The 15,109-nt window shown below is 36.8% G+C and carries 11 protein-coding genes; all 11 read left to right on the top strand.

Going from position 1 to position 15,109, the window contains the following annotated elements; genetic code table 11:
* Positions 1–1,203 carry a 1-deoxy-D-xylulose-5-phosphate reductoisomerase gene (gene ispC, locus B8W84_RS06050; RefSeq protein WP_094752377.1) on the top strand — a complete coding sequence of 401 codons (1,203 nt, stop codon included), beginning with the start codon at positions 1–3 and terminating at the stop codon, positions 1,201–1,203.
* Positions 1,197–2,576 (top strand): sigma E protease regulator RseP, encoded by a 1,380-nt coding sequence (gene rseP, locus B8W84_RS06045; RefSeq protein ID WP_094752376.1) that lies wholly within the window; start codon positions 1,197–1,199, stop codon positions 2,574–2,576. The genes ispC and rseP overlap by 7 nt, the downstream gene beginning before the upstream one ends.
* A 51-nt stretch (positions 2,577–2,627) precedes the next feature.
* A complete protein-coding gene (bamA, locus tag B8W84_RS06040; protein ID WP_094752375.1) occupies positions 2,628–5,048 on the top strand; it encodes an outer membrane protein assembly factor BamA in 2,421 nt (806 codons plus the stop codon).
* Between the two features lie 120 nt (positions 5,049–5,168).
* Positions 5,169–5,678, top strand: coding sequence for an OmpH family outer membrane protein (locus B8W84_RS06035; protein ID WP_094752374.1), 510 nt, complete (start codon positions 5,169–5,171; stop codon positions 5,676–5,678).
* Positions 5,679–5,867: 189 nt separating this feature from the next.
* Positions 5,868–6,887, top strand: a complete 1,020-nt coding sequence (gene lpxD / locus B8W84_RS06030; protein ID WP_094752373.1) for a UDP-3-O-(3-hydroxymyristoyl)glucosamine N-acyltransferase — start codon at positions 5,868–5,870, stop codon at positions 6,885–6,887.
* 13 nt (positions 6,888–6,900) lie between these two features.
* On the top strand, positions 6,901–7,353 hold the full coding sequence (gene fabZ / locus B8W84_RS06025; protein ID WP_094752372.1) for a 3-hydroxyacyl-ACP dehydratase FabZ: 453 nt from the start codon (positions 6,901–6,903) through the stop codon (positions 7,351–7,353).
* Positions 7,353–8,141 (top strand): acyl-ACP--UDP-N-acetylglucosamine O-acyltransferase, encoded by a 789-nt coding sequence (gene lpxA, locus B8W84_RS06020; RefSeq protein WP_094752371.1) that lies wholly within the window; start codon positions 7,353–7,355, stop codon positions 8,139–8,141. Before fabZ ends, lpxA begins: the two co-directional genes overlap by 1 nt.
* Before the next feature lie 52 nt (positions 8,142–8,193).
* Entirely contained in the window at positions 8,194–9,342 is a 1,149-nt protein-coding gene (gene lpxB, locus B8W84_RS06015; protein ID WP_094752370.1) for a lipid-A-disaccharide synthase, read from the top strand.
* The gene (rnhB, locus tag B8W84_RS06010) at positions 9,335–9,949 is read left to right on the top strand and encodes a ribonuclease HII (protein ID WP_094752369.1); all 615 of its coding nucleotides are present in this window, start codon (positions 9,335–9,337) and stop codon (positions 9,947–9,949) included. The genes lpxB and rnhB overlap by 8 nt, the downstream gene beginning before the upstream one ends.
* 67 nt (positions 9,950–10,016) lie before the next feature.
* A complete protein-coding gene (gene dnaE, locus B8W84_RS06005) occupies positions 10,017–13,511 on the top strand; it encodes a DNA polymerase III subunit alpha (protein ID WP_180706057.1) in 3,495 nt (1,164 codons plus the stop codon).
* Between the two features lie 302 nt (positions 13,512–13,813).
* Complete coding sequence (gene frsA, locus B8W84_RS06000; protein WP_094752367.1) at positions 13,814–15,070, top strand: esterase FrsA; 1,257 nt, start codon at positions 13,814–13,816, stop codon at positions 15,068–15,070.
* Positions 15,071–15,109: the final 39 nt, after the last annotated feature.

Genomic DNA, 15,109 nt, shown 5'->3' with positions numbered 1-15,109 from the left:
ATGAAAAATTTGGCTATTTTAGGGGCAACGGGTTCGATAGGTAGTAGCACTCTTCGTGTTTGTGCAACAAATCCAAACTTATATCAGATAACATTGTTAGCGGCTTGTAGAAGCGTCGATAAGATGTTTTCGTTATGCCGTCTACATCAGCCGAAATATGCTTCTATGTATTGTTCTGAAGCGCGCTTAAATTTGCGTGAAAAATTAAGAAACGTAAGCAGTAAAACGATTGTATTAGACTCAGAGCATGAACTTTTACAGTTACTTGCAAGTAATGAAATAGATTCTGTGATGGCCGCTATTGTCGGTGGGGCTGGGTTAAAATCAACATTGGCTGCCGTGCATGCAGGGAAAGAAATTTTTTTAGCGAATAAAGAAGCCTTGGTGATGTCAGGTCAATTATTTATGGATGCAGTGAAGTCCTCAGGGGCGAAACTTTGGCCGGTTGACAGTGAGCATAATGCTATTTATCAAGCGTTATCAGCAACACTGCAAGAGACACTTGGCTATTGTGATCTGAGTGGGCAAGGCGTCAGAAAAATTCTTCTAACGGGATCTGGCGGGCCCTTTATTAATAAACCTCTGAATGAATTTTCTTTTATTACACCGCAACAAGCCGTACGTCATCCTAATTGGTCTATGGGTAAAAAAATATCGGTTGATTCTGCCACTATGATGAATAAAGGCCTTGAATACATAGAAGCTCGATGGTTATTTAATACCAGAGCAGAGCAGTTACAAGTGATAATTCATCCTCAGTCGGTTATTCATTCTATGGTGCAATATAAAGATGGCAGTGTCATCGCACAAATGGGGAACGCTGACATGCGCACGCCCATTGCTTACGTGATGGGTGGCACACAGCGGATTGAGAGCCAAGTAGATAGCTTTGATTTTTTTAACAGTCCATCTTTAACTTTTATGGCTCCTGACTTTCAACGCTTTCCTTGTTTAAAATTAGCCATAGATGCTTGTTATGTAGGTCAACAAGCGACGACGACATTAAATGCGAGTAATGAAGTAGCTGTGGATGCTTTTTTAAACGGACAAATTAAATTCACACAAATAGCAGAGCTCGTAGAGCGAGTCTTAAATCAATCGAAATGTAATATACCCGAGTGTTCCATTGAGGCTTTGCTCGAAATTGATTTACAAAGTAAATTAGCAGCGCAAGTAATTATCGAGCAAGGATTATTATGTTAGCAATATTATGGAACTTAGGCGCTTTTATTGTTGCTTTGAGTATCTTAGTCGCTATTCATGAATTTGGGCACTTTTGGGTGGCTCGTCGTTGTGGCGTAAAGGTACATTGTTTTTCTATCGGATTTGGTAAGACACTTTTTAAAAAGACAGACAAACAGGGTACTGAGTTTATTGTTGCTCTTATTCCTCTCGGCGGTTATGTGAAAATGCTTGATAGTCGTATCGAGTCGGTGAGTGATGAGCAATTACAATATGCATTTGACAAAAAAAATGTGTGGCAACGTATTGCTATCGTTGCAGCTGGGCCTATTGCTAATTTTTTATTAGCTATCGTTGCATTTTTTTTAATGTATATGATAGGCATTAATACCGCTAAACCTATTATTAGCAATGTTGCTGAAAATACGCCAATGTACGTTTTAAAAGCAGAAGCACCTTTTCAAATTATAAGCGTGAATGAACAATTAACACCAGAGTGGGAATCTCTATATTTAGCTTTGTTGGATGAAATTGGCCAACCGAACATCAATATAACTATTCGCTCGTTAGGTGATGCTTTGCAAGACAATCGCATTGAACCTTTACAGAAATTTACAGTCTCATTGAAGAATTGGAAATACTCGCCGAAAAAAGAGTCGATAGTAAGTAGTTTAGGTTTTTTAGCTTATCGACCCGCTGTGCATTTAAGCATCGCTTCGGTGTTACCTGAAAGTGTGGCATTTAATGCAGGGTTGAAAGCCCAAGATAAACTTCTCTCGGTCAATCAGATACGTTTAGATGATTGGTCTGATTTCGTAGAAATAGTTCAGAGTCATGCAGGTAAAGAGTTACAATTGCAGATCCAAAGAAGCTCATTATTAAAAAACATAAAACTAGTGCCTGCTACGCGGGAAAATGCATTGGGTGAAGATCAAGGTTATGTTGGTCTTATACCGATGATGGATGTTTATCCAGAAGAATATCGTGTATATTTAAAATTTTCGGCGCCTCAAGCGTTTATAAAAGGTGTGCAAAAAACAGTAAAATTAACCACGTTAACCTTTTCTACGTTAATAAAATTAGTCACTGGTGATATTTCAATAAATAGTTTAAGTGGGCCGGTTGCCATCGCAAAAGGTGCGGGAATGAGTGCAACCTATGGGATCCAATATTTTCTTGGGTTTATTGCCTTAATCAGTGTAAATTTAGGCTTAATGAATTTGATACCCTTACCTGTATTAGATGGGGGACATTTGCTTTATTATGTTGTAGAGATATTAAGTGGGCGCCCGGTGCCAGACAAGATACAAGAGATTGGATTTCGTATTGGTGGTGCTATTTTAATGCTGTTAATGACCATCGTAATATTAAATGATTTTAATTTGTTGTCGTGATTATAAAATATAAAACACAGAGATAAGTGTTGTAAAGGATTAAAGAATAAAATGACGAAGCGATATTTATTAGCATCTGTATTTGCATGTGCCAGCTGTTTTTCTATGTTTTCAGTTGCGCAAAAAATGACAATATCAGATCTGCAGTTTGAAGGTTTACAACGTATTACATTAGGGGCTGCATTATTAAGTCTACCTATTCGCGAAGGGGACATTGTCGATGAATATCAACTATCCCAAGCATTAAAAAAACTTTATGCGAGTAAATATTTTGAATCTATAGAGTTAGATAGGTCTGGCAATGTTTTAATATTTAAAGTAAAAGAGCGCCCTTCGATCAGTAATATCGCGTTAACGGGCAATGATAAATTAACCGATGAACAAATTTTAGACTCATTAAAATCATCCGGTATTAAAGAGGGTGAGCCTTTAGATAGAACGACATTAGCTAGTATAGAAAAAAGTCTTGAAAATTTTTATAACAGTATTGGCAAATATAGCGCAAAAGTTGAAACGGTGGTAACCGCATTACCACGGAATCGGGTCTCTATACAGTTTATATTTCGAGAAGGTCTGACGGCTAAAATAGAGCAAATTAATATTGTGGGTAATCATGTTTACAGTGATGTAAAATTATTAAAACGTTTAAGCTTAAGGAACTCCGGTGGCTGGTGGGATATCTTTGCCGATGATAATTATCAAAAGCAAAAATTAGCAGGCGATTTAGAAGTACTAAAAAGTTATTACTTAGATAGGGGCTATATACGTTTTAATATTGAGGATACACAAGTTGCGCTAACACCTAATAAAAAAGGGGTTTATGTCACAATCAATGTCGATGAGGGTGATATTTATAAGGTTACTGATATCAAATTTATTGGCAACTTATTAGGAAAAGAAAAGGACATCCGTGCACTGATATCTGTGACTAAAGGTGATATTTATGCTGCGTCAGATGTCGCCTTTGCAGAGCAAAACATACGGAAATATTTTGGGCGCTTGGGTTATGCATATCCAGAAATTAAAACTTATCCCGAAATTGATGATACCACGAAGACTGTTGTTGTGAATTTCTCGATAGATCCAGGACAACGCGGTTATGTGAGAAACATAAACATTTCAGGAAATACCACTACCAAAGATATTGTACTTCGTCGTGAAATGCGCCAAATGGAAGGTAGCTGGTTGTCGAGTGAAAAAATAGAACAATCTAAAGCACGTTTAAATCGGTTAGGCTTCTTTTCTAAAGTAGACATTGAAACCACTCGTATTAGTAATGATTTAGTCGATATTAATGTCAAGGTTGAGGAGCAATCCTCAGGCTCCTTTAATGCTGGCATTGGTTATGGAACTGAATCCGGAATGAGCTTAAGTGCAGGTATACAGCAAAACAACTTTTTAGGCTCGGGTGATAAAGTTGGTTTTGAGGTCAAATTCAATGATTATAGTACTAATGCGAGCATTAATTATACGACACCGTATTTAACTAAGGATGCGGTGAGTGGTGGTTTTCGTCTCTTTTATGATAAGTTTGAAGCCGGTGATGCAAATATTGTTGATTATACCAATACAACGTATGGAACTCGCTTTAATTTAGGCTTCCCTGTTGACGAAATAAATCGTTTGAATTTTGGTGTAGGTTGGGAGAATAACGGTATTTCACAACTTAATTCTTACGCGCAATTACAAACATTTTGGGATATTTACGGCTCTTTATTAAATTCTGATGGTTCAGTTAACTTTCAAAACTTTGATGTTACGGCGAGTTGGACACGGAATAATTTAGATAAAGGACAGTTACCCACGCAAGGTATGAAGCATTCATTATGGGCAAAAGTGACAATTCCTGGATCTGATTTGCAATACTTTAAAGTTAATTTTGATTTGAGTAATTATCAACGAATAACTGATGATGGTGATTGGACCACACTTTTACGGGCTTCAGTCGGCTATGCTAATGGCTATGGAAAATTTGAAGGTAACGATCAAATATTACCTTTCTTTGAAAACTACTATGTGGGTGGATATCGAACTTTGCGTGGGTTTGCAAGTAATACCATTGGCCCTCGTGCTATTTACGTCTCGGAAATTGATGGTAATAATAGTGGAACAATTACTGATGAGGCACTTGGAGGAAATGCCAAGTATACGTTAAGTGCAGAGCTTATTTTCCCTGTCCCTTTATTAGACGAAGCATATACACGTCAGGTACGTAGCAGTATATTTATAGACGCGGGTGAAGTTTGGGATACTGAGTTTGATTATTCAAAATATAGTCAATCAAGTTGCTCATATAACTGTGAATATTTTGGTGATTACTCAAAACCAGGTAGAATAAGAGCATCTATCGGGACACAACTAACTTGGATCTCACCGATGGGACCATTAGTATTTACTTTAGCTTGGCCGGTGAAAAAGTATGAAGGTGATCAAACTGAAATATTTTCATTTAATATCGGTAATTCATTTTGATTTTTATTAACGTTTTTTATCTTTTTAATTTCTGTTTTCATGTAAAGTGAACGATGGATTTTAAGTCTATAATATTTGCATTTATTGTATTTTTTATCATATTATTTATGGGGTTACAAAATGAAAGATTTATTTAAAATTATTACAATTGCAATAGCAATGCTTTCTATCTCGGGTGCATATGCGGCAACTTCACAAAAAATAGGGGTTGTTTACCCCTCTAAAATAATGAAAGAGTCACCACAACGCGCCAGGATCATAAAAAAATTAGAATCTGAATTTAAAGGGCGCTATGCAGCATTACAAGCATTAGAAAAGACAATAAAAAAATACGAAACAACACTAAAACGTGACTCAGAGTTGATGAAAGAATCTGAGGTTATTGCAATACAACGTAAAATAGAAGTTAAACTTGCGGAATATAAAATTAACCGTAAAGCTTTTGAAGAAGATAATCGTCGTCGTCAAGGTGAAGAACAACAAAGAGCCTTGATAGTCGTACGTGATGTTATCAATTCGGTTGCTAAAAAAGGTAATTATGATTTTATTGTCAATGGAGAGCAAATTATATTTGCAAAACCGGGTTATGATATTTCAGATCTTGTGATCAAAGAGATCAGTAAAAAATAGAGATAATACCATCTCCCTTTTACGATACAATAAAGGGTATAAAAGGGTAAAACAGAGCACAGGAAAAGTACCCATCTGCTTAAAGAAAATATAATAAGCATTTATGCACGGCTATTATTGATTCTTTAAGGAGGATGCTATTATTGATTCTTTAAGGAGGATGAGAATTAAAGATAATGGACAAAAAACATGAAATATACTTTGGCTAAACTAAGTGAGTTACTAAACGCAACATATTGCGGTGATGGTGAATTAATATTATCTAATTTAGCAACATTTGATAATGCACGAGAAGGGGATATTACCTTTGTCTCGGATAAAAAAATATTAATTAAACTCGGAAAATGTCAAGCCAGTGCCATTGTGTTACCTAATGAATTAAAAGAAATATATCAAGGTAATGCACTATTTATGGATAATCCTTATTGGGGTTATGCTTTGTTAGCACAACTTTTTGATACAACACCAAAATTGCGCGCTGGAATAGCAAGTAGTGCTTGTATTCATCATTCTGCAAACATTGGTGATAATGTTGCGATTGCTGAAAATGTAGTGGTTGAAGCGGGAGTCAATATTGCTGATAACTGTCAGATATTTGCAAATGTGGTTATCGGTTTAAATTGTAGTATACAAGAAGAAACTAAAATATATCCTAATGTCACTATTTATCATAATTGTGATATTGGAAAGCGTTGTATTATACATGCCAATACAGTGATTGGTTCGGATGGTTTTGGTAACGCCCCTTATGAAGGTAAATGGATAAAAATACCACAAATTGGTAAAGTTATCATCGGTGATGATGTTGAAATAGGTGCATCAACGAGTATTGATCGAGGTGCTTTATCGAATACCGTGATTGGCGATGGCGTGAAAATTGATAATCAATGTCAAATTGCCCATAATGTAAATATAGGTAAAAATACGGTGATAGCGGGTGGCTCTAACTTTGCTGGTAGCGCTATTATCGGTAAAAATTGTATTATTGCGGGTGGTGTGCAAATGAATGGGCATATTAACATCGCAGATAATGTGGTGATCACAGGAAATAGTATGGTGGTTCGTAGTATTAAAGAAGCTGGAATATACTCTTCGGGGGTCCCTGCAACGAGCAACCTAGAATGGCGTAAAACAACCGTTTGTACGTTACAACTTGCAAAGTTGTTTAAAAGAGTTAAACAACTTGAAAAAAATTACAAAAATAAATAATAAGGAATATTCCATGAGCAACGAGTTAAACACATTAGATATCAAAGAGATCATGGATCTTCTACCACATCGCTATCCTTTTCTGTTAGTTGATAGAGTATTGGATTATGTCCCAGGAAAAACGTTAAAAGCGATTAAAAATATTTCTTTTAATGAACCTCAGTTTCAAGGTCACTTTCCTCATGCCCCTGTGTTTCCCGGTGTAATGATTATTGAAGCTCTCGCTCAAGCTACGGGGATATTGGCATTTGCAACGTATGGGAAACCTGCGCCGAATGAATTATATTTTTTAGCTTCTATTGATAAGGTTCGCTTTCGTAAGCCTGTTGTACCTGGTGATGTTTTAGAGCTTGAAGTTATTTATCTGAAAGAGCGCCGTGGCATGGGTAAATTTGAATGTACAGCAAAAGTCGATGGTGAAGTCGCTTGTCAGGCGATGATAATGTGTGCAAGAAGAGAGGTTTAATGATTCATTCAACAGCAAAAATTCACGCAACCGCTATTATCCATAAGAGTGCCGTCATCGGTAAGAATGTTGAAATCGGCCCTTATACTATTGTTGGTGCACGTGTTGAAATAGGGGATGATTGCTGGATTGGCCCGCATGTTGTGCTTAAAGGGCCAACAAAAATGGGTAAAAGCAATAAAATATTCCAATTTTCGTCTGTAGGCGAAGATTGTCAAGATTTAAAATATAATGGTGAAGAGACATTTTTAGAGATCGGTGACAATAATGTTTTTCGTGAAAGCTGTACGATTCATCGAGGAACGGCACAGGATAAAGGTACGACTAAAATAGGTAATCACAATCTACTAATGGCCTATGTACACGTTGCCCATGATTGTATTTTAGGTGATAACATTATCCTTTCAAATAATGCCACGTTAGCGGGTCATACTGTACTCTCTAATCATGTTATTATAGGTGGGCTCTCTGCGTTGCATCAATTTACTCGTGTAGGGGAATATGCAATGGTAGGAGGATGCTCGGCTGTAAATAAAGATATTCCTCCTTACTTTATGGCATCAGGAAACTATGTTCAAGCGCAGGGTGTTAATTCCATTGGTTTAAAACGTAGTGGATTTAGTAGCGCCGCTATTATGGAAATTAAACGTGCTTATAAAGTGCTTTGCCGAGAGGGTAATCAGCTTGCTCAAGCACAGCAGATAATTAAACAAAAGATTGAAAAATGTCCAGAATTACAAGTACTCTATGATTTTATTTGTGTTGAGAGTAGGGGCATTGTGAGATAGGTTTTAAAGGAATAAAAAAGGCTCTCAGAGCCTTTTTTTTACAGAGGATTTTATGAAAAAAGTATTACGCATTGGCCTTGTCGCAGGAGAATCCTCGGGGGATATTTTAGGTGAAGGGTTAATAAAAGCATTAAAAGTGCATTATCCAGATGCCGTTTTTGAAGGAATAGCTGGACCTAAAATGCTCGCCCAAGGCTGTATTTCATTGCACCCTTTAGAAGCGCTATCGGTAATGGGATTTGTTGAAGTTTTAGGTAAATTGCGCAGTATTTTAAGCATCCGCAAGTCTATCATTGAGCACTTTATTGCTAATCCTCCAGATATATTTATTGGGATTGATGCACCTGACTTTAATTTAACTGTTGAATTAAAATTAAAACAGCAAGGTATTAAAACGATTCATTATGTGAGTCCTTCTGTCTGGGCATGGAAGCAATGGCGTATTCATAAAATCGCGAAAGCTACAGATTTGGTTTTGGCTTTTTTACCCTTTGAAAAAGCTTTTTATGATCGTTTTAATGTGCCATGCCAATTTATTGGACATACGCTGGCGGATCAATTACCTTTAATTCGCAACAAATCTAAAGCTCGTAATGCTTTGAATCTAAATGAAAACGATAAGTTGTTGGCGATTTTGCCAGGTAGTCGGAAAGCCGAAATCTCGATGTTAGGACCGTTATTTTTAGAATGCGCGAAGCGTATTTATAAAAAGCATCCGGAGTATCGCTTTATTGTTCCTATGGTTAATGCGCGACGTAAAGAACAGTTTAAGTTGCTCATAAAGGAAATAGCGAAAGATCTTCCCATCACATTATACGATGGTCATTCTAGCGATATATTACAATCTGCAGATCTCGTTTTATTGGCATCTGGCACTGCGGCTTTAGAAGCTATGCTGGCGAAAGTTCCAATGGTGGTTGCTTACAAAGTCAGTGCATTGACTTATTTTATTGTTAAATCACTCTCAAGTGTTAAGTATACTTCTTTACCAAATTTAATTGCCGATAGAGAAATTGTTAAGGAATTAAATCAGCATGATTGTACTGTTGATAATATGCAAAAAGAATTAGAGTACTTAATCGGTGGTGGTGGTGTGGACATGGTACAGACGTTTACACAATTACATAAGAAAATAAAATGTAATGCAGATAAGCAAGCGGCGTTGGCCGTGATAAAATTATTAGAGAGTGAAAATGAGTAAAAAAAATAACGTTTTATCAGATATTATTTATCCTGATGTTGCTTTTATTGCAGGTGTTGACGAAGTTGGTCGAGGACCATTGGTCGGAGATGTTGTCACCGCCGCGGTAATTTTAAATGCAAAAAAACCGATAGAGGGCCTTGCTGACTCTAAAAAATTAAGTGAAAAAAAATTAGCATTTTTATTTGATGAGATCCAAGAAAAAGCGTTATGTATCTCTATTGGGCGAGCATCGCCGGAAGAAATAGATACCTTGAATATATTACATGCAACAATGCTGGCGATGCAACGTGCAGTACAAGGTCTGACTATTCAACCAAATTTTGTTTTTATCGATGGTAATCGTTGTCCATCATTAATGATGCCAAGTGAAGCGATTGTGCAAGGTGATGCACGTGTTGCACAGATAAGTGCTGCATCTATTATTGCAAAAGTGACTCGAGATAGAGAAATGCGAGAGCTTGATGCTCGGTATCCACAATATGGATTCGCGAAGCATAAAGGTTACCCAACCAAAGCACATATAGAAGCCTTACAAAAATATGGGCCTATTGATGAATATCGAAAAAGTTTTAAACCAGTAAAAAAAGTATTAGGTTTGTTATAACCTCTCTGTCAGAACTAAAATAATTAATGCCGTAGCAAATGGAAGCTCTATGTCCGAATCCAGTGTGATCTCCGATCCTAAATTTATTCATTTAAGAGTACACAGTGACTTTTCAATGGTCGATGGTTTAACTAAAGTAAAACCGTTAATTGCCAAAACAGTCGCTATGAATATGCCCGCAATGGCTTTAACTGATCAAACTAATTTTTGTGGTTTAGTTAAATTTTATACCGCAGCGCATGATGCAGGCATCAAGCCACTTATCGGGGCTGATTTTTGGGTGCAAAGCAAACTCTTAGAAGGGGAACAATTTCGTATTACGATATTGGCGATGAGCAATACAGGTTATAAAAACATAACTGAGTTGATATCCAAAGCTTATTGTCGAGGTCATGTTGGTGGTCGCGCTATTTTGGATCAAGATTGGCTAAAAGAATATAATCAAGATCTTATTTTATTATCCGGAGCAAAAGAAGGTGATTTGGGCAAAATGTTATTGAAGGGACGTGTTGACGTCGCATCGGAAATAACTTGTTTTTATCAAACTTATTTTGCGCAGCGCTATTATATTGAGCTTATTCGTACAGGTAGATTTGAAGAAGAAACTTATTTACATCTAGCCTTAAATTGGGCAGAAAAGAATCAATTACCTGTTGTCGCGACGAATCAGGTAGTTTTCGCAGAAAAGAAATTATTTGATGCACATATTATTCGAGTATGTATTAATCAAGGTTATACATTAGGTGATGAACGTCGTCCTAAAGACTATAGTGACGAGCAATATTTACGTAGCGCACAAGAGATGTGTGAATTATTTTCAGATATTCCTGAAGCATTACAAAATAGTGTTGAAATAGCTAAACGATGTAATGTTACCTTACGTTTAGGGCAATGTTTTTTACCTGATTTCCCAACAAATGGGAAGCCTATTAATGATTATTTTATTGGTGTTTCTCGCATTGGTTTAGAAGCAAGATTAGATTTTCTCTTTGACAAGAACAGTGTTAATTTTGCACAAATACGCAAGCCTTATGATGAGCGTTTGGAAATTGAACTCGATGTTATTAATGCAATGGGTTTTCCTGGTTATTTCTTAATTGTAATGGAATTTATTCAGTGGAGTAAAGATAATGGGATACCCGTTGGGCCGGGTCGAGGCAGTGGTGCAGGCTCTCTCGTTGCTTATGCACTCAACATTACGGATATAGATCCCTTAAAATTCGATTTGCTTTTTGAACGGTTTCTAAATCCAGAGCGGGTTTCAATGCCGGATTTCGATATTGATTTTTGCATGGATAGGCGCGATGAAGTAATAGAGCACGTCGCGCAATTATATGGTCGTGATGCGGTTTCGCAAATTATCACTTTTGGTACGATGGCAGCTAAAGCTGTTATTCGGGATGTCGGCAGAGTTCTAGGTCATGCTTATGGATTTGTGGATAGCATTTCTAAATTAGTGCCTCTTACCCCGGGCATGACGTTGACTAAAGCTTTCGTAGAAGAGCCTCGTTTACAAGAGCGGTATGATGGCAGTGAGGACGTTCGCGATCTTATTGATATGTGCCGAATTTTAGAAGGAACTATTCGTAATGCAGGTAAGCATGCTGGTGGGGTAGTTATTTCACCGACAACCATCACCGATTTTTCACCGTTGTATTGCGATGATGAAGGCAATAACCCCGTTACTCAGTTTGACAAAAATGATGTTGAAACAGCAGGGCTAGTTAAATTCGATTTTTTAGGCTTACGTACATTGACCATTATTCAATGGGCGTTGGATATGCTCAATGCACATAAAAGAGAAAATGGTGAAGCTCAAATTGAAATAGAGCGCATTAGTCTGACTGAGCCTAAATGCTTTGAATTGTTAAAGCGCTATGAAACCACATCCGTGTTTCAGCTTGAGTCACGTGGCATGAAAGATCTTATTCGGCGCCTACAGCCTGATTCTTTCGAAGATATGATAGCTTTAGTTGCACTATTTAGACCTGGCCCATTAGGCTCTGGCATGGTCGATAACTTTATCGAGCGGAAACATGGCAGAGAAGCGGTCTCTTATCCAGATGAAAAATGGCAACATGAATCACTCAAAGAAATATTAGATCCGACTTATGGTATTATTTTGTATCAAGAGCAAGTTATGCAAATTGCTCAAATATTATCTGGATATACGCTCGGTGGCGCAGATATGTTACGCCGTGCAATGGGTAAAAAGAAACCAGAAGAGATGGCTAAACAGCGTAGTACTTTTGAGCAAGGCGCAATAAATAATGGTGTAGATGGCGAACTCGCCATGAAAATCTTTGATCTGGTAGAAAAGTTTGCTGGGTATGGTTTTAATAAATCACATTCAGCGGCATACGCATTAGTATCTTATCAAACCCTTTGGATGAAAACTTTTTATCCAGCATATTTTATGGCGGCGGTACTCTCGGCTGATATGGATAATACTGAAAAAGTCGTTATTTTGGTTGCCGAGTGTCAGCGTATGGATCTTAACCTTTGCCCTCCTGATGTTAACGAAGGCTTATTTAAATTTAAGGTTGATAAAAACCAACGTATTATTTATGGTATTGGTGCAATTAAAGGTGTGGGAGAGGGACCGATTAATGCCATTATAAAAGCTCGTAATGAAGGTGGAACCTTTACTGATCTCTTTGATTTTTGTAATCGAATAGACTTAAAGCATTGTGGCAAACGTATTTTAGAAAAGTTAATATTAGCGGGAGCATTAGATAATTTAGGCCCACATAGGGCAGCTTTAATGGTTAATTTACCGTTAGCATTAGCTTCTGCAACGCAGCATAAAAAAGCGGAAGCTTGTGGGCAGTGTGATTTATTTGGTGTGTTAACGACCGATAGTGATGATATTGAAAATAAATTTTCACAAGTTGAAAAATGGCCGGAAAAACAGTGGTTAGCGGGTGAAAAAGAAACGCTAGGGTTATATCTAACCGGTCATCCTATTAATCAGTATGCAAACCATATACGCGCTTTTCACTGTAAGCCAATTGTTGATTTAAGCAGTGATCGTCGAGGTCAGAATAGCCGTATTGCGGGGCTTATTATTGGCATGCGAGTAATGGTGACTAAAGCTGGAAAACGCATGGGAATATTAACCTTAGACGATAAAACAGCCCGTATTGATATTACGCTATTTGCCGATCTTTTAGATCAATACGAGGAGTTATTAGTTGTTGATAAATTGGTTGTATTACAAGGGCAAGTTAGTGAAGATTTTTTTAATGGTGGTCTTAAAATGAATGCGCGTGAAGTGCTGAGCATGGATCAAGCACGTGAGCGTTTTGCGTCAAAGCTACGTTTGAAAATAAATAAAAAAAATATACCCGATGATTTTAAAATGCGTTTTAAAAATATTTTACAAGTGGCAAAGGGGGGATTATGCCCTGTACATATAGAATATACGCAGGAAAAGGCACGAACAGAATTAACGCTTGGCTTAGCTTGGTCGGTGACACCGAACGATGAACTTCTCTTTGGGATGTCTAAATTGTTGGGCGAAGAAAATGTTTTATTGCATTTTGAACAATTAACAAGTTAAGTATTTACATTGTTTATGTGTGCAATTAATTCCTATTATTTAAGATGAGAAAAAGAGCGGGATCCATGCTAAGATTCTAAAAAAATAACCGTATACGTTTCTTATATTTAATCTGAATAGGCTGTAGGCTATTTTTAACTGAGAGTCATTATCAAAAAAAATAGTAGATTTTAGATGAGCAAAAAACAACTAGCATAATATTCGAAAATATAGATAAAACAGTGATAAATTATTTGTTATTTGGCATTGTTAGTTATGTGTAATATATATATTCTTTTAAATTTTAATTTGCTGAGTAACTTATGTCTGAGAATTTATCTAAAATACTTTTTGCACAAAAACGCCATGTACAAGAAACTTCTACCATTATCGCTAATTCTTTGACAAAAAAAAATAAAAAAGTAGCGGATTCATCGGATGATGCAGAAGGACGTTCTGGTTGGTATCGTTTACTTAAATTTTTACTATGGTCTTGGCAAGGTCTTGAGATGATTGACTGTTATGATGTTCTTGCTAAAATCTCAGCATCTAAACAGCAACGTAGTCATGCTGAGATTATTGATACTGTGATTGGATATCGTTCTGGAAATTGGACTTATGAGTGGACACAAAAAGGCATGTTTTATCAAAAAAAGGCAAAGAAGTTTGCCCTAGATGGTGATGACAGTGCTGCTCAAAAAGCTTTTTATATTGCATCTCAATTTTATAGTGTGGCAAGTTACCCACATTTAAAAGGTGATGAATTAAGCATACAGGCGCAAGTATTGGCATTTAATAATTATCGAGAGTCATTTAAATACAATAGCAAAACGATTTTAAAAGAGATTAAAATTCCCTTTCAAGGGAAAGAAATTATTTGTTATTTACATTTACCTCATACTGAGCATATTCATCCACTCGTTATTGTAAGTGGTGGAATAGATATGTTGCAATGCGACCTGTATCCATTGTTTGAAAAGGATCTCGCGCCTGTAGGTATCGCTATGTTAACCGTCGACATTCCTGGCATAGGTTTTTCATCACAAATAAAGCTGACGCAAGATTCTTCACAATTACATCAAGCTATTGTTAATTACATGAAAAAAGTCCCCTGGGTTGATCAAACGAAGATCGCGTTAATGGGCATGCGTTTTGGTGGGAATATTGCAATCCGACTTGCATTCTTAGAGCCAAAAGCAGTTAAATCAGTGGTTTCAGTGGGAGCGACAGTGTCTTCTATATTTGATGATATTGAAAAATTTAAAGAGCTCCCCCCAGTATTATTAGACTGTTTTGCTTCACGTTTACAACTTAATAGCTCAGATATTACGCAGCTATATCCACAGTGCATTCCTTTTTCGCTGATTAAACAGGGATTGTTAGCACGTAAACGTATAAATACACCTTTTTTAAGTATTGGTCATAAGCATGATATGCTATGCGACGATAAAGATTTAAAGGCCATTGCAAGAGCAAGTCGAGAAGGGGAAACTCAGATCCTTGATAAACCCCCTATTTTTACATCATATTTGAACTCGTTGAGTTATTCTGCTCAATGGTTAGCAAGACATCTGCGTTAGTGAATGGTAAGTTTTTTATTATATTAAATTCTATAGGAG

The sequence above is a fragment of the Psychromonas sp. CD1 genome (genome assembly GCF_002239585.1).
Lineage (GTDB): Bacteria > Pseudomonadota > Gammaproteobacteria > Enterobacterales > Psychromonadaceae > Psychromonas.
Note: the sequence above shows the minus strand (reverse complement) of the source record. Positions and strands in the feature narration are given on the sequence as shown.